General features: G+C 74.9%; 19 protein-coding genes. 12 read left to right on the top strand and 7 right to left on the bottom strand.

The window, feature by feature from the left end; genetic code table 11:
• Positions 1-94: 94 nt before the first annotated feature.
• Complete coding sequence (locus D7318_RS14725) at positions 95-493, bottom strand: MGMT family protein (protein WP_120697517.1); 399 nt, start codon at positions 491-493, stop codon at positions 95-97.
• Between the two features lie 125 nt (positions 494-618).
• Here D7318_RS14725 and D7318_RS14720 point away from each other — a divergent pair, with 125 nt between their 5' ends.
• From D7318_RS14720 to D7318_RS14690, 7 genes are all read left to right on the top strand, one after another.
• Entirely contained in the window at positions 619-3,312 is a 2,694-nt protein-coding gene (locus D7318_RS14720) for a lysylphosphatidylglycerol synthase transmembrane domain-containing protein (RefSeq protein ID WP_230423749.1), read from the top strand.
• An 80-nt stretch (positions 3,313-3,392) separates the two neighbouring features.
• Positions 3,393-3,800 carry a TOBE domain-containing protein gene (locus D7318_RS14715; protein WP_120697515.1) on the top strand — a complete coding sequence of 136 codons (408 nt, stop codon included), beginning with the start codon at positions 3,393-3,395 and terminating at the stop codon, positions 3,798-3,800.
• Between the two features lie 24 nt (positions 3,801-3,824).
• Positions 3,825-4,631, top strand: a complete 807-nt coding sequence (modA, locus tag D7318_RS14710; protein ID WP_120697513.1) for a molybdate ABC transporter substrate-binding protein — start codon at positions 3,825-3,827, stop codon at positions 4,629-4,631.
• 30 nt (positions 4,632-4,661) lie between these two features.
• Positions 4,662-5,456 (top strand): ABC transporter permease, encoded by a 795-nt coding sequence (locus tag D7318_RS14705; protein WP_120697511.1) that lies wholly within the window; start codon positions 4,662-4,664, stop codon positions 5,454-5,456.
• Positions 5,457-5,539: 83 nt separating this feature from the next.
• Positions 5,540-7,162: an alpha/beta hydrolase gene (locus D7318_RS14700; protein WP_120697509.1), complete on the top strand. Its 1,623-nt coding sequence runs from the start codon at positions 5,540-5,542 to the stop codon at positions 7,160-7,162.
• A gap of 34 nt (positions 7,163-7,196) precedes the next feature.
• Positions 7,197-7,502: a DUF6881 domain-containing protein gene (locus tag D7318_RS14695; RefSeq protein WP_120697507.1), complete on the top strand. Its 306-nt coding sequence runs from the start codon at positions 7,197-7,199 to the stop codon at positions 7,500-7,502.
• 82 nt (positions 7,503-7,584) lie between these two features.
• Positions 7,585-9,186, top strand: coding sequence for an alpha/beta hydrolase (locus D7318_RS14690; RefSeq protein ID WP_120697505.1), 1,602 nt, complete (start codon positions 7,585-7,587; stop codon positions 9,184-9,186).
• 29 nt (positions 9,187-9,215) lie between these two features.
• Here D7318_RS14690 and moeZ read toward each other — a convergent pair whose 3' ends face one another.
• From moeZ to D7318_RS14660, 6 genes are all read right to left on the bottom strand, one after another.
• Positions 9,216-10,394 (bottom strand): adenylyltransferase/sulfurtransferase MoeZ, encoded by a 1,179-nt coding sequence (gene moeZ, locus D7318_RS14685; RefSeq protein WP_120697503.1) that lies wholly within the window; start codon positions 10,392-10,394, stop codon positions 9,216-9,218.
• A 122-nt stretch (positions 10,395-10,516) separates the two neighbouring features.
• Positions 10,517-11,443 carry an NAD-dependent epimerase/dehydratase family protein gene (locus tag D7318_RS14680; protein ID WP_120697501.1) on the bottom strand — a complete coding sequence of 309 codons (927 nt, stop codon included), beginning with the start codon at positions 11,441-11,443 and terminating at the stop codon, positions 10,517-10,519.
• A 106-nt stretch (positions 11,444-11,549) separates the two neighbouring features.
• Complete coding sequence (locus tag D7318_RS14675) at positions 11,550-12,581, bottom strand: hypothetical protein (RefSeq protein WP_120697499.1); 1,032 nt, start codon at positions 12,579-12,581, stop codon at positions 11,550-11,552.
• Entirely contained in the window at positions 12,578-14,158 is a 1,581-nt protein-coding gene (locus tag D7318_RS14670; RefSeq protein WP_120697497.1) for a DUF3492 domain-containing protein, read from the bottom strand. The genes D7318_RS14675 and D7318_RS14670 overlap by 4 nt, the downstream gene beginning before the upstream one ends.
• Before the next feature lie 159 nt (positions 14,159-14,317).
• Complete coding sequence (locus D7318_RS14665) at positions 14,318-15,415, bottom strand: DUF3152 domain-containing protein (RefSeq protein WP_120697496.1); 1,098 nt, start codon at positions 15,413-15,415, stop codon at positions 14,318-14,320.
• Positions 15,416-15,423: 8 nt separating this feature from the next.
• Complete coding sequence (locus tag D7318_RS14660; RefSeq protein ID WP_120697639.1) at positions 15,424-16,389, bottom strand: alpha/beta fold hydrolase; 966 nt, start codon at positions 16,387-16,389, stop codon at positions 15,424-15,426.
• A gap of 153 nt (positions 16,390-16,542) precedes the next feature.
• On the opposite strand from D7318_RS14660, the gene D7318_RS14655 reads away from it, so the two are divergent.
• The 5 genes from D7318_RS14655 to D7318_RS14635 all read left to right on the top strand — a co-directional run bounded on the left by D7318_RS14655 (position 16,543) and on the right by D7318_RS14635 (position 19,629).
• Positions 16,543-16,785: a hypothetical protein gene (locus D7318_RS14655; protein ID WP_120697494.1), complete on the top strand. Its 243-nt coding sequence runs from the start codon at positions 16,543-16,545 to the stop codon at positions 16,783-16,785.
• A gap of 149 nt (positions 16,786-16,934) precedes the next feature.
• Positions 16,935-17,561: a TetR/AcrR family transcriptional regulator gene (locus tag D7318_RS14650; RefSeq protein WP_120697492.1), complete on the top strand. Its 627-nt coding sequence runs from the start codon at positions 16,935-16,937 to the stop codon at positions 17,559-17,561.
• Between the two features lie 154 nt (positions 17,562-17,715).
• A complete protein-coding gene (locus D7318_RS14645) occupies positions 17,716-17,943 on the top strand; it encodes a DUF3107 domain-containing protein (RefSeq protein WP_113688627.1) in 228 nt (75 codons plus the stop codon).
• Between the two features lie 139 nt (positions 17,944-18,082).
• Positions 18,083-19,039 (top strand): DMT family transporter, encoded by a 957-nt coding sequence (locus D7318_RS14640; RefSeq protein WP_120697490.1) that lies wholly within the window; start codon positions 18,083-18,085, stop codon positions 19,037-19,039.
• On the top strand, positions 19,036-19,629 hold the full coding sequence (locus D7318_RS14635) for a suppressor of fused domain protein (protein WP_120697488.1): 594 nt from the start codon (positions 19,036-19,038) through the stop codon (positions 19,627-19,629). The genes D7318_RS14640 and D7318_RS14635 overlap by 4 nt, the downstream gene beginning before the upstream one ends.

Raw genomic sequence — 19,629 nt, 5'->3', positions numbered from 1 at the left:
TGGAGGAGACGGTACGCCAGACGGCTCCCGGGGCGCAGCGTTTCGCACCCGTCCCCCGGACGGACGGCGCAAGCTGGTGAGCGTGAGCCGAAGCTCAGCCGCGCCCGGGCGCCAGGCGCCCGCCGCCCACGCCCCCGTCCCACACCGCGCGCCGGAGGTCGAGCCGTGGCGTCGCGCCGGGGTCCGCGCCGGCGCGCAGGGGGGTGCCCTCGGCGCGGTAGTGCTCCAACGCGCGCCGCTCGTGCCCGGGGAGGAGCCGCCCGTCCGCGCGCACCACGCGCCACCAGGGCACCGCGCCGCCGTACTGCGCCATGACCCTGCCGACCTGGCGCGGCCCGCCGTCGCCGAGGCGCCGCGCGATGTCCCCGTACGTCAGCACCCGCCCGGGCGGGATGCGTTCGACCTCGGTGAGGACCCGGTCGGCGTACTCGGGCAGCCGGTGCGCGCCACCCCGGGTGGGCGCCCCTTCCGCGTCTTCGGTGGGGTCAGCCATGGCGCTCATGGTGCCGTATCTCACGGACGGCCCACCCGCGGCCGTCTCTCGTGTCACTATCGTCCCAGCACGGGGGAGGGCTGGTCGGCAGTTCCAGCACGAGGAGAATCCTGGGGAAGCGACCAGTGATACGGGGCGAAGAAGAGGCACAGCACGCGGACGGGCGCACGGCGCGTCGGCAGGACGAGCCGGACGGCGCCGACGAGCCGCTCGACGCGCTGCTGCGCGCGGATCCGACGCGCGCGGACCATCTCGAGGTGGACGAGCCGATCCTGGCCGCCCGCGTCCACCGGCCGAGTGATCTGCTGCGCGTGCTCCTCGGGGTGCTCGGGATCGCGCTCGTGGTGGCGCTCGCGACGTTCGCGATCGGCACCACCCAGGGCATCGAGGACGACGTCGACAAGGGCGCGGACCAGGCGCCTTCGCTGCTGATCAACTTCGCGGGGTTCGCGTCGAGCGTGGCCGTGCTGGTGATCCCCGTGGCGTTCGCGATCGAGCGGCTGGTGAAACGCGACGGGCTGCGCATCGCCGACGGCGTGCTCGCCGCGGTGCTCGCGCACGGGGTGTCGCTGTCGTTCAGCCTGTGGGTGGCCAGGCTCGCGCCCGACTCGGTGCAGGACGCGCTGACCCGCATCGCGCCGAGCGGCGCGGTGACCGAGCCGGTGCACGGCTATCTGGCGCCGGTCATCGCCTATGCCACGGCCGTCGGCATGAACCACCGCCCCCGCTGGCGGCTCGCCATGTGGGCCGTGCTGCTGCTCGACGCGCTCTCGATGCTGGTGGCGGGCTACACCACGCCGTTCTCCATCGTGGTCACCGTCCTGATCGGCTGGACCATCGCCTACGGCACGCTCTACGCCGTCGGCTCGCCCAACGTCCGCGCCACGGGCCAGCAGTTGCTCGCCGGGCTGCGGAACGTCGGCTTCCGCCCGGTCAGCGCGCTGCGCGCCGAGCACCTCGGCGAGCGGGACGGCGGCAAGGACACCGGCGACCGCCAGCAGGAGCGCACGCGCCGCTACCTGGTCACCCTGGAGACCGGGCCGCCGCTCGACGTCACCGTGGTGGACAGGGCGCAGCAGGCGCAGGGCTTCTTCTACCGGCTCTGGCGGCGGCTCGCGCTGCGCGGCATCACCCAGCGCCGCAGCCTGCCTTCGCTGCGCCAGGCGCTCGAGCAGGAGGCGCTCCTGGCGTACGCCGCGGGAGCCGCGGGGGCGCGCGCCCCCAAGCTGATCGCCACGTCCGAGCTGGGCCCCGACGCGGTGATGCTGGTCTACGAGCACATCGGCGGCCGCGACCTGGACGCGCTGCCCGACGACGAGGTCACCGACGCGCTGATGGAGGCGGCCTGGCGGCAGCTGGCCATCCTCCAGTCGCGCCGCATCGCGCACCGCAGGCTGGACGGCGGCTCGCTCCTGGTCGACCGCGAGGGCGAGGTGTACCTGACCGAGCTGCGCGGCGGCGAGATCGCGGCGGGCGACCTGCTGCTGCGGATGGACGTCTCACAGCTGCTCACGACGTTCGGGCTGCGGGTCGGCGCCGAGCGTGCCGTCTCCGCCGCCGTCGCCGTGCTCGGCCCCGACGCGGTCGCGGCCAGCCTGCCGATGCTCCAGCCGATCGCGCTGAGCCGCACCACGAGGACCGCGTTGCGGCAGCTGTCGCGCGAACGGTCGCAGCGCGAGCGGCAGATCGTGCTCGACGCGGCCCGCGCGTACCGCGAGGCGCGCGGCAGCCTGCCGGAGGACACCAACCGCAGGACGGTCAAGGCGGCCAAGCAGGCGGAGAAGCGGGCGATGGAGGAGGCCCTCGACAACGCCAGGGAGCCCGACCTGCTCTCCAAGATCCGCCAGCAGGTGCTGCTCGTCCGCCCCCAGGCGCCGATAGAGCCCGCGCGCATCGAACGGATCAAGCCACGCACGCTGGTCACCATCATCGCCGCCGCGTTCGCCGCGTACTTCCTGCTGTCGCAGCTCATCCAGCCGGAGTTCCAGCGGGTGTGGGAGAACGCCAACTGGGGCTGGGTCCTGGTCGCCGCGGGCTTCTCGGCGCTGACGTACTTCGCCGCGGCGCTGAGCCTGCTGGGGTTCGTGCCCGAGAAGGTGTCCTACAAGCGGACGGTGACGGCGCAGGTCGCGGGCTCGTTCGTCAAGCTGGTCGCGCCCGCGGCGATCGGCGGCGCGGCGCTCAACGCCCGCTTCCTGCAACGCCAGGGCCTGCGCCCCGGGCACGCGGTGGCCAGCGTGGGCGCGTCCCAACTGTTCGGCGCCACCGCGCACATCGGGCTGCTGCTCCTCTTCGGCTATCTCACGGGCACCGAGCGCACCCCGACCCTCTCGCCGTCGAGAACGGTCATCGCGGGCCTGCTCACGGTGGCCGTGATCGTGCTGATCATCACCGCGGTGCCCAGCCTCAGGAAGGCGATCCTCGACCGGGTCCGCAGCCTGTTCGCCGGGGTGGTGCCGCGCATGCTCGACGTCGTGCAGCAGCCGAAGAAGCTCCTGTCGGGCGTCGGCGGGATGCTGCTGATGACGATGGCGTTCATCCTGTGCCTCGACGCCTCGCTGCGGGCGTTCGGCGAGGACGTGCACTACCCCACGCTCGCGGTGGTCTTCCTGGCCGGTAACGCCCTGGGCTCCGCCGCCCCCACCCCCGGCGGCATCGGCGCGATCGAGATCACGCTGACCGGCGCGCTCGTGGCGTTCGGCGTGCCGGACAGCTCGGCGCTCGGCGCGGTGGTGCTGTTCCGGATGATGACGTTCTGGCTGCCGGTGCTCCCGGGGTGGCTGGCGTTCACCCAGCTCACCCGCAAGGAAGCCATCTAGCGCCTCAGGGATCGCAGTTGCCAGCCGTGGATCCGGAGTCCCCTTGTGCCTGCGAGCCTTGAGCGCCTAATGTCCCGCACATGCGGTCCTACAGCATGGGGCGGGCGGCGCGGCTGCTCGGGGTGAGCCCCGACACGGTGCGGCGCTGGGCGGACGCCGGGCGGCTGCCCACCCGGCGCGACGAGGCGGGGCGGCGGCTGATAGCCGGCCCCGACCTCGCGACGTTCGCCGTCGCCCTCGCGAGCGAGGCGCCGAGCGGCACGGGCGACGACCGGGACGGGCCCTACACGACCGCGCGCAACGCCTTCCCCGGCATCATCACCGCCGTCACGCTCGGCGACGTCGCGGCCCAGGTCGAGATCCAGGCCGGTCCCCACCGGCTGGTCTCGCTGCTGACGCGCGAGGCCGTCGAGGAGCTCGGCCTGGCCGTCGGCATGGAGGCCGTGGCCCGCGTCAAGGCGACGAGCGTGCACATCGACAGGGCCTGACGAGGCCCGGAGGGGGTTCGGGACATGTCCACACGCATCCCGCGGCGCCTGGCCGCCGCACTGCTGCTCGTGCCGCTCGCGCTGCCGCTCGCGGCCTGCGGCTCGGACGAGTCGGACGACGAGGGCGGGGGAGGCGGCGGAGGCGGCGGAGGCGGCGGAGGCGGCGACACGACGCTGACCGTGCTGGCCGCGGCCTCGCTGACCGACGTGTTCGAGGAGGCGGGCGAGCTCTACGAGGAGGCCAACCCCGGCGTCACCGTCCGCTTCTCGTTCGCGGGCTCCCAGGAGCTGGCCGCCCAGGTCACCCAGGGCGTGCCCGCCGACGTGCTGGTCACCGCCGACACCGAGACGATGGCGGGCGTCGAGGGCGAGACGGGCGAGCCCACCGTGATCGCCCGCAACGAGCTGACGATCGTCACCCCGCCCGACAACCCCGCGGGCATCGACGCCCTCGATGACCTGGCCGACCCGGCCATCAACCTCGTGCTCGCCGCCCCCGAGGTCCCCGCGGGCCGCTACGGGCGCGAGATCCTCGACCGCGCGGGCGTCGAGGCGCGGCCCGACTCCGAGGAGCCCAACGTCAGGTCCGTGCTGGGCAAGGTGCGGCTCGGCGAGGCGGACGCGGGCCTGGTCTATGTCACCGACGCCGCGTCCGCGGGGGACGACGTGCTCTCCGTGCCGATCCCCGAGGAGCAGAACACCCTCGCCGAGTACCCCGCCGCCACCCTGGACGGCGCCGAAAGACCCGACGAGGCGGCCGCGTTCGTGGAGTGGCTGAGCGGCGACGAGGCCCAGGGGCTGCTCGACGACGCGGGCTTCCTCGCCCCATGAGCCCCTCGTGAGCCCACCCATGAGCCCCTCGTGAGGCGCCGCCCGCCCCTCACCCTGGCCGTCCCCGCGCTGTTCGGGGTGGCGTTCCTGCTGACGCCGCTGCTCGGCATCGTCGCCGACGCGCCCTGGTCGGGTCTCGGCGAACGGCTCACCGACCCCGCGGTGACCGAGGCGCTGCGCCTGTCGCTGCTGGTGTCGGGGTGGGCGCTGGTGATCTCGCTGGCGTTCGGCGTGCCGCTGGCCTGGCTGCTGGCCCGCACCGACTTCCGCGGCAAGACGCTCGTGCGCTCCCTGGTGCTGCTGCCGATGGTGCTGCCGCCGACGGTCGCCGGGGTCGCGCTGCTCCAGGGGCTCGGGCGGCGTGGGCTGCTCGGCGGGCCGCTGGAGTCGCTGGGCGTGCGGCTGCCGTTCTCGACCGCGGGGGCGGTGGTCGCGGCCGTCTTCGTGTCGATGCCGTTCCTGGTGATCAGCCTCGAGGGCGCGCTCTCCGGGCTCGAGCCGCACTACGAGGAGGCCGCCGCCACCATGGGCGCGGGCCCGCTGACCACGCTGCGGCTCGTCACCCTGCCCATGGTCGGCCCGGCGCTCGCCGCGGGGGCGGCGCTGTGCTGGGCGCGCGCGCTGGGGGAGTTCGGGGCGACGATCACGTTCGCGGGGAACCTGCCAGGGGCCACCCAGACGCTGCCGCTCAAGGTGTACCTGCTGCTCCAGGACGACCCCGCGGGCGCCACCGCCGTCTCGCTCGTGCTGCTCGCGGTGGCGGCCGCGGTGCTGATCGCGCTGCGCGGGCGCTGGCTCGCGCCGGGGGGCGCGTCACCCGGTTGACGCCGCCCGCGTGCGAACGCGTCGGGCGCGCGCCGACGATGTGCCTGAAGGACCTGTCGGCGCCAAGGATGGGAGCCCCCCTCATGATCCGAGCCCGGCTGGCCCTCCCCTGCGCCGCCCTGGCGACCACCTGCGCGCTGCTGGCCCTTCCCGCGTGCTCGGGGGTCGAACGCGGCGGGCGCGGCCTCGGCTCGGCGCCCGCGGCCAGGTCGGAGCCCGCCGACACGTCCGACCTGCCCGACTCCCTCACCGACCAGTCCCTCGACTGGTCACGCTGCGAGGCGCCCGACGCGTCCCAGGGCGACGAGCAGATGTCGCCGAGCCCGCTGCCCGACGGCACCGAGTGGGAGTGCGCGACGATGCGGGCGCCCGTGGACTACCGCTCCCCCGAGGGCGACACCCTCGACATCGCGCTGATCAGGTCGGAGGCCCACGAGCGCGGCGACGACCGGATCGGCTCCCTGATCTTCAACTTCGGCGGCCCCGGCGGCTCCGGCGTTCTCACGCTGCCCGCGTTCGGCCAGGACTACCGCGATCTGCACCGGCGTTACGACCTCGTCAGCTTCGACCCGCGCGGCGTCGGCGACAGCGAGGGCGTCAACTGCCTCGACCCCGAGGGCCTCGACCGCTACTTCGCGGCCGACCCCGTGCCGGAGAACGCGAAGGAGCGGCGCCGGCTCAACGACCGGCTCCGCGAGTTCGCCCAGGGCTGCGAGGAGTCGGCGGGCGACCTGCTGCCGCACCTCACCACCGAGGCCACCGCGCGCGACATGGACCTGCTGCGCCGGGTGCTCGGCGACCGCGAGCTGCACTACTTCGGCGTCAGCTACGGCACCGAGCTCGGCGCCGTCTACGCGCACCTCTTCCCGCGCCGCGTCGGCCGCGCCGTCTTCGACGCCGTCGTCGACCCCACCGGCACGACCGAACAGGGCGCCCTGGCCCAGACGAAGGGCTTCCAGCTGGCTCTCGACACCTACATCGACCGCTGCGCCGAGAGCGAGAACTGCCCCCTCGGCGACGACGAGGACGAGGCCGAGGACCGGCTGACCGACCTGCTGCACCGGCTGCGCGAACGCCCCCTGCGCACCCAGGACCCCGACGACAGGCGGCTGACCGAGTCGCTCGCCTGGGGCGGCATCGCGCAGTCGCTCTACTCCGAGGACTTCTGGCCCTACCTCACCCAGGGCCTCGACGACGCGCTGTCGGACGAACGCCCCGACGGCACCGTGCTGCTGGCCCTCGGCGACGCGATGAACGGCCGCAACCCCGACGGCACCTACAGCACCCTCCAGTCCTCCCTCACCGCGATCAGCTGCGCCGACTCCAGCGAGCGCTACACGGATGCCGATGTCCGGCGCGTGCGCGACGCGTTCGACGACGCATCGGCGGTCTTCGGCCCCGCGATGGCCTGGTCGCTGCTCAACTGCACGCACTGGCCGGTGCGGGGCGACCGCCCGCACCCCGAGGTCGGGGCCGAGGGCGCCGACACGATGCTGCTGATCGGCACGACGGGCGACCCGGCGACCCCGTTCCAGGGCACCGAGCACATGCAGAAGGCGCTGGGCGGCGAGGACGTGGCGGTCACCCTCACGTTCGACGGCGAGGGCCATGGCGCGTACACGAGCGGCAACGACTGCGTCGTCGACAAGACCAACGCCTACCTCCTGCGCGGCGACCTCCCCGACAACGGCGACACGTGCGACTGACGCCCCGGGCGCGGTGCCCGACTACCGTGGTCCGATGCGGCACTGGAGAGTCCACTGGCACCACGACCACGCCGACGAGCCGGTCACCCTGTACTGCGAGATCGGCGACGACGACCGGGAAACGCGCAGGGTCGAGGAGTTCGGCGACGGCGGGACCGGGTGGGCCGACGCGCACGGCGGCTCCAGGGGAACGCTGCTCGCCGAGATCGCGTTCGGCGCGATCGACGACGTGTCGGGCGAGCCGGGGCTCTCCGGATCCGTCATCGACGCGGCGGAGTTCGAGGACGCCTGGCGCCGCGCGCGGCGCGGCGGGGGCCGCGAACAGCCGCCGGGCGCCTGACCGTTCGCGAACGTGATGGCGCGGGGCGGCCGCCCCTGCGGGTAGCCTCGCAGGGGAACGTGGCGTGCGAGGGGGTTTGCGAATGCGCCGGGGTGGGACACGAGCGGCGGCCCTGGCCGTGGCCATGGCGGTCACGGTGGGGGCGTGCAGCGGAGACGGCGCGCCCCCCGCGGCGCTCGGGATACCCGAGGCGGACGCGGCGCCCGGGCCCGAGCAGGCCCACGAGCCCGCGCTGCCCGCCGAGTTCACGGAGCAGACCCTCACCTGGGCCGAGTGCCCCGCGCCCAGCGCGCTCCAGGGCGCGGGCGAGGCGCCGGGCGACGGCTGGGAGTGCGCGCGTCTTTCGGTGCCGCTCGACTACGCCGACCCCGAGGGCAGCGAAACGATCGACATCGCGGTCATCCGCGCCCGTTCCACCGCCGAGGGTGACCGGGTCGGATCGCTGGTGTTCAACTTCGGCGGCCCCGGCGGCTCGGGGGTGGCCACGCTCCCCCGCGCCGCCACCCGTTACGAGGCCCTGCGCGCCGGTGGCTTCGACCTGGTGAGCTTCGACCCGCGCGGCGTGGGCGAGAGCGCGGGCGTGGTGTGCCGCTCGGACGCCGAGATCGACGCCGCGGGCCAGCAGGACGACGGCCCCCCGCTGACGCCCGACGAGGAGTCCGCGTACCTGGCCGACAGCCGCGACTACGCCAGGGACTGCGCGGCCAACGCCGGTCGCCTGCTGCCGCACGTCACCACGCGCGACGCCGCCCGCGACCTCGACCTGCTGCGCGCCGCGCTCGGCGACGAGAAGCTGCACTACTTCGGCGTCAGTTACGGCACCAAGCTGGGCGCGGTCTACGCGCACCTGTTCCCCGAGCGCGTCGGGCGCGCCGTGTTCGACGCCGTCGTGGACCCCACGAGGGACGTCACCCAGCGGGCGCTCCTCCAGGCCGAGGGCTTCCAGCTCGCCCTCGACAACTACCTGGCCGACTGCGCCGCCACCGGACCCGACTGCCCCACGGGCGACGGCGGGCGGCCCGCGTACGACACCATCAACGGCCTCTTCGACGCGCTCCGCGCACGCCCCCTGCCCACCGCGACCGAGCGCGAGCTGACCGCGGGCCTCGCGCTGACCGCCCTGCTCTCCGCCCTCTACTCCGAGGCGTCATGGCCCTATCTGACCGAGGCGCTGCGCCAGGCGCTCGACGAGGACCGCGGCGACCTGCTGCTCGCCGCCGCCGAGGAGTACAACGGCCGTGACGCCCAAGGCCGTTACCGCAACCTCCACGCCGCCAACAACGCCATCAACTGCGCCGACTTCGCCTCCCGCCTCACCGTGGACGACGTGGCGGAGCACCGCGCGGAGTTCGAGGCGGCCTCGCCCGTCTTCGGCCCGCAGCTGGTCTGGTCCGTGCTGGCGTGCGCCCACTGGCCCGTGAGCGGCGAGAGCGACAGGCCCGAGGTGTCCGCCGAAGGCGCCGCGCCCATCCTGCTGCTCGCCACCACCGGCGACCCGGCCACGCCCTACGCGGGCGCCGAGCGCATGCGCGAGGCGCTCGGCGACGGCGTCGGGGTGCTGCTCACCTACGACGGCGAGGGCCATGGCGCCTACGGCAGCGGCGACCCGTGCGTCACCGCGGTGACCGACCGCTACCTGCTCGACGGCACGGTCCCCGAGCCCGGGCTGACCTGCGGCGGCTGAGCCGCGCCGCAGGCCGCCCTACGGGGTGTTCAGTAGACGGGCTTCTGCGGCTCGATCTGGTTCACCCAGCCGATGACGCCGCCGCCCACGTGCACCGCGTCCGCGAACCCGGCGTTCTTGAGCACCGCGAGAACTTCCGCGGAGCGGACACCCGTCTTGCAGTGCAAGACGATGCGCCGGTCCTGCGGCAGGCCGCTGAGGGCGTTGCCCATCAGGAACTCGTTCTTCGGAACGAGCCGCGCGCCGGGGATGGACACGATCTCGTACTCGTTGGGCTCGCGGACGTCGATGATGTCGATCTTCTCGTCGGCGTCGATCCACTCCTTGAGCTGCGCCGGGGTGATCGTGGACCCCGCCGCGGCGGCCTGGGCCTCGTCCGAGACCACGCCGCAGAACGCCTCGTAGTCGATCAGCTCGGTGACCGTGGGGCTCTCGCCGCACACCGCGCAGTCGGGGTCCTTGCGGACCTTGACCTGCCGGTACGTCATCTCCAGGGCGTCATAGATCATCAGCCGCCCGACCAGCGGCTCACCCGTGCCGGTCAGCACCTTGATCGCCTCGGTGACCTGGATCGAGCCGATCGACGCGCACAGCACGCCGAGCACGCCGCCCTCGGCGCACGAGGGCACCATGCCGGGCGGCGGGGGCTCGGGGTAGAGGCAGCGGTAGCACGGGCCGTGCTCGGACCAGAAGACCGAGGCCTGGCCGTCGAAGCGGTAGATGGAGCCCCACACATACGGCTTGTTCAGCAGCACGCACGCGTCGTTGACCAGGTAACGGGTCGCGAAGTTGTCGGTGCCGTCGACGATCAGGTCGTACCGCGCGAACAGCTCCATGACGTTGGAGGAGTCGAGGCGCTCCTCGTGCACCTCGACCTGCACATACGGGTTGATGCCGAGGACGGTCTCCTTGGCCGAGACGGCCTTGGACTTCCCGATGTCGGCCTGGCTGTGGATGATCTGCCGCTGGAGGTTCGACTCGTCCACCTCGTCGAACTCGACGATGCCGAGCGTGCCGACCCCGGCCGCGGCCAGGTACATGAGCGCGGGAGACCCCAGGCCGCCCGCGCCCACGCACAGCACCTTGGCGTTCTTCAGCCGCTTCTGCCCGTCCATCCCGACGTCCGGAATGATCAGATGGCGCGAATACCTGCGGACCTCGTCGACGGTGAGCTCGGCGGCCGGCTCTACCAGGGGTGGCAGCGACACGGTGACTCCGTGGGGTCTTGAGGGACAGTCCTTCGTGGTTCAACACTGCCACGGCCCGTCCCATTCCGAGACACCCGTTCCACCCTGTGGGCAGGCGGCCGCCACCCCTCCAGGAGGCGGCCTCACATCCGGCAGGCCGCCTCCATCCAGATGTCGGCCAGCGACTCCTCCAACCCGATGCGGGCCCGCCAGCCGAGCCGGTCGCGCGCGGTGCGCACGTCCGCCTGCTGCCACGCGCCGCAGCCGTCCGGGTAGGGAACGACCGCGACGCCGTCCGGGTGCCGGGGCGCGGGCGGCCCGTCGAGCTCGTGCAGGGTCCCGGTGTACCCCGAGATCCTGGCCAGCGCGCTCGCGGCGTCGCGCAGCCGAACGGCGTGGCCCGTGCCGATGTTGACCACCCCCTGCGCGGCGGACAGCGTCGCCGCGTGCACGGCCCTGGCGACGTCGCGGACGTCGACGAAGTCGCGCTGCACGCCGAGCCCGCCGACCTTGAGCTCGCTGTCGCCGTGCTGCATCGCGCGGCGCAGCGAGTCGGCGAGGCGCCCGAGCGGCGACCCCGCGGGCGTGCCTGGCCCGGTCGGCGAGAACACCCGCAGCACGATCGCGTCGAGGCCCGAGCCGAGCACGAGCTCGGTCGCGGCCAGCTTGCTCACGCCGTAGGGGCCGCCCGGCCTGGCCACCGCGTCCTCGGCGATCGACGAGCCGTTCTGCGAGGGGCCGTACTCCGCGGCGCACCCCAGGTGGACGAGCCGCGCCCGGCACCCGCTGCGCCGCAGCGACTCGCCCAGGGTCGCGGTGGCCACGGTGTTGTGCCGGGTCAGCTCGCTCGCCGTGCCGCGGATGGCGCCCGCGCAGTTGACGACGACGCCGGGGTGGACGGCGTCGAGGAAACGCGTCAGGGCGCCAGGGCTCCCGGTGGACAGGTCGAAGCGCACATCCGCGTCGTCGCCCCGGCCGAGCGCGGTGAGCTGGACGGCGGGGTCGGCGAGCAGCCGGTCGGCCACGAACCGGCCCAGATACCCGCCGGCGCCCAGAAGCAGCACTCTCATCGGACGGCCTCCCTGGAGGCGGCGGCGCGAACGCCGGGCAGCTGTCGGGTCATCGGTTCTCGAACTCCTCGTGTCGCATCGGAACGGGTCTCGTGGGGGGACGGGCTCACAGGGGGGTGGCGGCGCGGGTCAGGGTGCGGACGGTGGGGACGAGCAGCGCGGCCGCCGCTCCGCCGCACGCGAGCGCGGGAACGACGGCCGTGCCGTGCGCCGCGACCAGCGCCTCGACGGGCGCGGCAAGGCCCGCGCAGCCGGGCAGCCACGCGCCGCCCGCCAGCGCGAGCGCGAGCAGCTCGACCGCGCCCGCCGCCGCGAGGCCCGCGGCGGCGGCGCCCGTGCGGCCGTGGCCGACCAGCAGGACGGCGAGGCCGAGCAGCAGCCCCAGCGCGGTCGTGGCGGCGAACGCGCCCGGCGTGCCCGGCACGGGAAGCAGCCGCGCCGCGCCCTGCACGGCCAGCAGCCCGGCCAGCACGAGGGCCAGCGCGGCGGCGAGCAAAGGCCGTGCCCCCGCGGCGAATTCGCGCAACCCGCGGCTGGTGGCGAGCAGCCTCAGGCGGCGCACCGCGAACCAGCCGCGGCACCACGCGGTGGGCGCCGCGGCGAACGCCAGGGTGAGGGCGGTCGCGGTCGCCACGTCCTGGGGCACGGACTGCCGCCCCGGCAGCAGCTCGGCCAGCGCCGCGTCGCCGAACAGCGCGTAGCCGACCGGGGGGAGCGCGCAGATCCCGGCGAGCCCCGGCGGGCCGAGCGGCGAGAGCACCAGGCGCGCCGCGGCGAGCGTCAGCGCGGCCAGCGCGACCGCGAGCACGACAGCGGCGAACGGGCGGGCCAGGGCCGCGGCCACCGTGGCGGCGCACAGCACGCCGGGCAGCAGCGGGGACAGCAGGCGCGCGGCCCGCCGACGGCGCCGGGGCGCGCGCCCCGCGTCGGCGCCCTCGGCGCGCTCGGGGGGCGTGACGCGCGCGAACAGCTCATCGGCGAGCGAGAACACGTCGCGGTGCCGGAAACGCGCCGCCGCCCGGTCGGTGACGCCGCTGGCCTCGAGCCCCGCGGCGATCTCCAGCGGGTCGACGGCCCGTTCGCACAGGGCGCGGTGGTCGGAGAGCAGCGCGCGCACGGGATCGGGTGAGCCGGTCACGCCCGCTCGCCTCCCCCGACGGCGGTCAGGCGTATGGTCTCCCGCGCACGGGCGGGCCGCCGTGGCGCCGCCTGGCGCTCCCCGCCGAGCTCGCGGTAGATCGCGCCGAACGCCGCGACGTCCCGCTCGACCGTGAACAGCTCGAGCGCCCTGGCGCGCGCCGCCGCCCCCAGCCGCGCCCGGCGCTCGGGGTCGCGCAGCAGCGCGAGACACGCCTCGGCGAGCGCCCTCGGGTCGCGCGGCGGCACGACGAGCCCGGTGCCGCCGACCACCTCGGCGACCGCGCCCGCGTCGGTGGACACGGTCGCCCCGCCGCTGAACATCGCCTCGATGAGCGGCACGGGAAACCCCTCGACCGCGCTGGAGAGCACCACGACCCCGCCACGGGCGTAGGCGTCCGCGAGCCCTGGCACCTCGGCGTCCCCCACCTCGGCGAACGCCACGGGCCCGGGCCCGCCCCGAGGCGCGGGGAAGAGCCTGGCCGCCAGCGCGCGACACCGCGCGAGATACGCGCCGTCGCCCCGGCCGTGCGCCGGCGCGCTCACGATCCACAGCCGCGCCCCCGGCTCGGCGGCGCGCACCAGGTGGAACGCGTGCAGCAGGCCGACGAGGTCCTTCTCCGGCACCGGCCGCCCCACCCACACGAGCGCGGGCGCCGCCGCCCCGCCCCGCGCCCTCGCCACCGCGTCGAACGGGCGCGCGTCAAGGCCCGGATAGACGGTGCGCAGCCGCTCGGGCGCGGCCCCGCACCGCTCCTGCCAGCGCCTGGCCAGCGCGTCGCCCGGCGTGATCAGCGCGGCCGACGCGTAGATCTCGCGGGCCAGCCCCACCTGGAACGCGCCGAGCAGCGCCCGCACCGGCGCCCCCGCGCCCGCCGCGGCCCCCGCGAGGTAGTGCTCGCGCACGCGCACGCGCCGCTCGGTGACGAGCAGCGGCGTGCCGTGGCGGCGCCTGGCCAGCAGCCCGGCGAGCGCGGCGGGCCCCCCGCCCACGGCGTGGCACAGATCGGCCGCGTCGAGCCCGTCGGGGCCGTACCAGTCGAGGGACAGCGGGCGCAGGGCCCGTTCGAGCCGCTCGGCGACCGCGAGCAGGTCGGCCACCCGCGCGAACCGCAGGGCCCGAGGCGCGCCCCGCGCGCGGCACGCGGCCTCCAGGATCCGCAGGGCCCGCTCGGAGCGCAGCCAGCCGCCGAGCCCGCCATGGGCATCGGCGGCGTCGGCGAGCCCGTGCAGGCCATGGGCGAAACGGTCCGCCTGTCGCCTGGTGCCCTCCCCGCCCAGGAGCTGATGCCCGGGGCACAGGGCGGCGGTCAACTCGGCGAAGTGCTCGGCGAACCGCCGCGCGCCCGCGCGCGAGGCGCGCCCGGCGGGCGGCGGTCCCCACAGCGGCGCGGTGCGCACCCGGCGCACGTGCGGCGGCAGCGGGCGCCGGGGCCCGCGCTCCTGCCGCCTGCCGCGGCTGAGGGCGCCGATGTCGAAGTCGTGGCCGGTCAGGCCGTGCAGCAACCGGTCGCACCAGGCGACCGACTCGCCCCGCGCATACGGGTACCCACCCTCCGTGAGCAATGCGACGCGCACCCGCGCACCCCCTCTCTCCGTGTCACTGACAGGTCACTGACGGAAAGACGGTATGTCTACATGTGCCCGGCGCGACGGACGGTTGTCCGCCGCACCATCAGAAGGGGTGAATATTCGTGACTTCGCGCGACCCCGCGTCGTTACCGCGCGCCCACGCGGTCAATTGCCGGGGTGCGGCCAGGGGTTGGGCAGGCAGGTGACGCCTTCGGTCTCGAGGAACTTGGTCTGCTGCATCATCACGGGCGCGGGCTCGCCCTCCGCCGGACAGGTCACATGGCCGTAGCCCAGGCGGTGGCCCACCTCGTGGTTGATGAGCATCTGCCGATAGCCCGCGATGTCGTCCCCGTAGGTCTCCGAGCCCTGTGCCCAGCGCCAGGCGTTGATGATGACCCGCTCGGTGCTCGACGAGTTGCAGGAGACGTTGTCCTCGGTGATGTCGAGCCCCGACATCGCACACCAGTCCGCGGCCGTACCTGGGCTGGCCAGGGTGACGACGAAGTCGTGGTCGCCGCCGGAGACCCGGGCGAACGAGCGCTCCCCGCGGTTGCTCCAGCCACGGCCGTCGTTGAGCGTGCGCTGCACCGCGTCGGCGAAGAACTCAGGGTCCACGCCGAGCCCGTCCTCCACGTCCACGCGGTAGCGCACCAGCGTGGTCGCGTCGGGGTCGGCCGCCTCGTCGCTGCCGTCGACCGGCACGAGCTCGCCCGAGCCCGCCAGGTCGGCCGCCATCTCCACGCGCTGCCCCAGCAGTTCCTCATAGGTCGGCTCGGGCGCGGGACCGCGCTCGGGGGGCGCGTCCTCCGGGACCCGGGGGCGCGTGTCGGGCTCGGCCGCGCCGCCCCCGGCCTGGCCCTCGGGTGCCGGGTGCTCGGCGTCGGCCACGTCGGCGCCGCCCGAGCCGGGGTCGGCCACGCGGACGGCGACGGCGATGCCGAGCACGGTCACGACCGCGGCGGCGGCCATCCCGCTGAGCGTCCTGCCCCAGCCGCCGGGCGCACGGCGGCGCTGCCTATCCCCGAGCACGGCCCTGCGCTTGCGCGGCGACGCGTGGCGCCCGCCCGACTGCGTCCTCGGGCGCCCCTCCCGCCCCTCGGGGCGGCGCCTTTCGGGGCGGCGCTGTTCGGGGATGGTGTACCCGAACTGTCTGTCGTCGAAGGCATCGAGATACTCCTGACGGGGTCCTTGTCCGCGGCCGCCGGGACCCGGCAGCGGCTCCGCGCGCCGTGCGGTCGGTGCGGCGGCGTCTCGGTGGTCCATACGCTCCCTCAGCCGGCCCCGGCCGGCGTGGTCAGGGGCAGGAAGTCCCGGAAGGCCGTGGCCACTTCCTCCGGGTACTCCATCATGGCCATGTGCCCCGCCTCGGGAAGCACGACGAGCCGCGACCAGCCGAACGCCCGACTGGCCCGACGTGCCACCCGGAAGGACACCAGACGGTCCCGCACGCCGTACATCAGGAGCGTGGGCGCGAGCACCCGTTCGGCCTGCCGCCACAGCGAGTGCTGGCCGCCCAGGGTGTAGGCGTTGACCAGCCCTCGGGTGCTGCGGGTGAGCGAGTCCCAGAAGTACGGGAGCGACTGCCGCCGTTCGAGCTCGGCCTCGGCCGCGGTGAACTCCTCGAGCGTGATCCGCGCCGGGTCGCCGTAGCACAGGCGCAGCACCTGGCGGGCGCGCTGCCCGGGCGGCTGGTCCCGCGTGACGCGGCGCAGCAGCCGGGTCACGCCGGGAACGCCGAGCAGCCCGGTGGGCAGCGCGGTGCGCTGGGGGTTCAGCTCGGGCAGGGCGGGCGAGACCAGGGTCAGGCTGCGCACGAGGTCGGGCCGCAGCGCGGCGACGCGGGTGGCGACGGCGCCGCCCAGGGAGTTCCCGAACAGGTGGACAGGGCCGCGCTCGCTGGCCTCGAGGCAGCGGATCACCGCCCTGGCGTGCCCGTAGAGGGAGTAGTCGGCGGTCCGCGCGGGGGGCGAGGCGCCGAAGCCCGGCAGGTCGACGGCCTCGCACTCCACGTCGGACGAGAGGCGCTCCATCAGCGCCGACCAGTTGCGCGACGAGCCGCCGAGGCCGTGCACGAAGAGGGCAGGATCCAGGCCGTCGAGCGCTGCTGCCCGGCGGCGGATCGCCAGTGTCATCCCCGGGAGCGCGACCGAGCGCATCGTCTCCCCGTCCCGCACCCCGGGCCAGCCCTCCGCGGCGGCGAGCGCGGCATGGACGCGCAGCTCCTCGGTGGTTGGCATGGCGCCATAGTAGGAGCCCCCCGCGCCCCTGGCACGCACCCCTCCGCGACCGGTCCCGAATCGGTGGGTTCGCCTCCCCGGCGGGACACACCTACGCTGGGAGGGCCGGAAGATGCCAGGCGGACCGGAGAGGACCACGAGGAGGAGGCGGCCATGACGCAGGACCCGGCCGATCCCGAGTCGTTCGACGAGTTCCTCGACGACGAGCAGGCGGACGAGCTGTTCGACGAGGGCCTCGACGAGGAGGCTCCCGAGGCGGACACCGCCGAGCAGCGTTTCGACCTGCTGCGGCTGCGGGACACTCCTCTCGCCGAGCGCACCGCCGAGGAGGCGGACCCCGCGGACGCCGCCGAGCAGGCGCGGGTCGTGGACCCGGGCGACGACGAGTACCGCTGAGCGGGTTGTCCGATGAGCGAATTCCTCCGCTCGCGATGCACGCTGTGCGACGGCTCGAACGTACGATGTCGGCACGGTGTACGACCAGGAGCGGTGTACCACCAGGACGTGTGCAGCACGGGGGCACACCACAACCACCGGGAGGCGGCGTGACAGCCACCGAGCAGACCGAGGCGCGCCCACGCGGCCAGCGCCTGCCCCGCCGGGCCCGGCGCAATCAGCTGCTGGGCGCCGCGCAGGAAGTGTTCGTCGCCCAGGGGTACCACGCGGCGGCGATGGACGACATCGCCGACCGGGCGGGGGTCAGCAAGCCGGTGCTGTACCAGCACTTCCCCGGCAAGCTCGAGCTGTACCTCGCGCTGCTCGACCAGCACTGCCAGGCGCTCGTGCAGGCCGTGCGCGAGGCGCTCGCCTCGACGAACGACAACAAGCAGCGCATCGCCGCCACGATGGACGCGTACTTCTCCTATGTGGAGCACGAGGGCGGCGCGTTCCGGCTGGTCTTCGAGTCCGACCTGACCAACGAGCCCTCGGTGCGCGAGCGCGTGGACCAGGTGGCGCTCGACTGCGCCAAGATGGTCTCGCCGCTGATCGCCGAGGACGCCGACCTGCCGGAGGAGCAGGCGATGCTGCTCGCGGTCAGCCTGTGCGGCATGGCCCAGATCACCGCGCGGCACTGGCTCAGCTCGGGCCAGCAGATCCCCGGTGACATGGCGCGCAGGCTCACCGCTTCGCTGGCCTGGCGCGGCATCGCGGGCTTCCCCATGCAGCACTGAGGTCCGGCACCCGGCCGGGTTCCCGCGCCCCGCCGACCGGCTGTTCGCTCTGGGCGTGGCCGCCCGTGGCCGAGCGGGCCGACCGGCGCGGATAACCTGTGCGGGTACGGCGCGTACCGTCGCGCACGTCATGGACCAGCCGGAGGGACAAGCCGTGGAGATCAAGATCGGCGTTCAGCACACGCCGCGCGAGATCGTTCTCGAGAGCGGGCAGTCTGCCGAGGAGGTGGAGACCGCCGTCGGCGAGGCCCTGTCGGGTGGCGCCAAGGTGCTCACGCTGGTCGACGAACGCGGCCGCAAGGTGCTGGTGCCCGCCGACCGCGTCGCCTATGTGGAGATCGGTCAGCCGACCGCGCGCCGCGTGGGCTTCGGTGCCCTGTAGCACCTGTGGCGGGGGCATGCCCCTCGCCCCCGCCGGCGGCCGGAGCTGATCCCGGCCGCCGTTCGCTTTCCCGCCGTCGGACGAGCCGGAAGAGCCGACGGAGCCGGAAGAGCCGAGGGAGTCGAGGGAGGAGGAGCGCGTGGCCGCCACTCCTGCCGCGCCGTCGGGCACGCGCCTCGACGCGCTGCTGCTGACGGTCGCGTTGACCACCGTCTCGGTCTCGGGCCCCCTGGCCGCCGCCACCGCAGCGCCCGCGCTTGCCATCGCGTTCTGGCGCAACGCCCTGGCCGTCGCGGGGCTCGCCCCCGTGATGGCGCTGCGCCGGCGGCTGCGCGCCGAGCTGGCCGCCACGAGCCGCCGCACGGTCCTGCTCTCGCTGGCCTCGGGCGCCGCGCTCGCCGCACACTTCGGTCTTTGGCTGCCCAGCCTGCACCTGACGTCGGTCGCCTCGTCCGTCGCGCTGGTGACCACCACCCCCGTCTGGACCACCCTGCTGCTGCGGATGACGGGCCACCGGCCGCCCGCGGCGGTGTGGGGCGGCGCGGCGATCGCGTTCGCCGGGGTGCTCGTGCTGACCGGCGTGGACCTCTCGCTCTCCGCCGAGGCGCTGGCCGGGGACGCGCTGGCGCTCGGCGGGGGGATCGCCGCGGCCGGGTATGTGCTGATCGGCGCCGAGGTGCGCAGGACGACGAGCACCACGACGTACACGTTCCTGTGCTACGGCGCGACCGCCGCGCTGCTGCTCGTGGTGTGCCTGCTGGCCGGGGCGTCGCTCGGCGCCGGGTACGCGGGCGAGACCTGGCTCAAGCTGCTCGCCCTCACCGCCACCGCGCAGCTGCTCGGCCACTCGCTCATCAACCGCGTCGTGCGCGGCCTCGGCCCCTCGATCACCTCGACGGCGCTGCTGCTCGAGACCCCGGGCGCGGCGCTGATCGCGGCCGTGTGGCTCGGCCAGCTGCCGCCCGCCGCCGCCTACCCCGCGCTGGCGCTCATCCTGCTCGGCCTCGCCCTGGTGATCAGGGCCGAGCGCGGCGTGACCCCCGAGCGCGCGACCGTGGACGCGCCCCTCGACGAACGCGCGGAGCCCGTCCGGTGACCGGCGTCCTGGCGCGGGTGACCGACCGGCTGCGGACGGCGTTCGGCGAGCCGGACGCGCGCGCGGCCGTGACGTTCGTCGGCGTGGACCGCATCGAGGTGCTGCGCTTCCCCGACCAGGCCGCGGGGCTCGTGCGCTACGCCACCCTCGGCATGTCGGCCGCGCCCATGGCCGACCCCACCGCGCCGGTCGCCGACCCCGAACGAGGGCCGCGCGCCGAGCTGTTGCTGACCCTGCGCGCGGGGCGCGCCGCCACCGACGCGGTGCTGCGCCCGCTGGCCGTGGTGGCCGCCTCGCCTCAGGTGGAGGGCGTCGTGGTGGCCCCTGGCGGCTCGCTCGACCTGGGCGAGCCACTGTGGCCAGGGGCGCCGTTCACCGCGGTGCTGGTCGGCCGACCCGACGGATCCGTACCGGAGTTGGCGCTCCCCGCGCCCCGCGACCCGGTGCGCTTCCTGCCGCTGCTGCCCATGACCCCGCACGAGGCGGCCTGGCAACGGGCCCACGGCGCGGACGCGTTGACCGAGCGCTGGGCGGGCCATGGCGCCGATCCCCGTGATCCGCTGCGCGCCCAGGTCCCGCTCGGCCCGTGA

The organism is Streptomyces radicis, assembly GCF_003626575.1.
Classification (GTDB): domain Bacteria; phylum Actinomycetota; class Actinomycetes; order Streptomycetales; family Streptomycetaceae; genus Streptomyces; species Streptomyces radicis.
The sequence above is the reverse complement of the archived record's forward strand: the minus strand, read 5'-3'. Positions and strand labels throughout refer to the sequence as shown.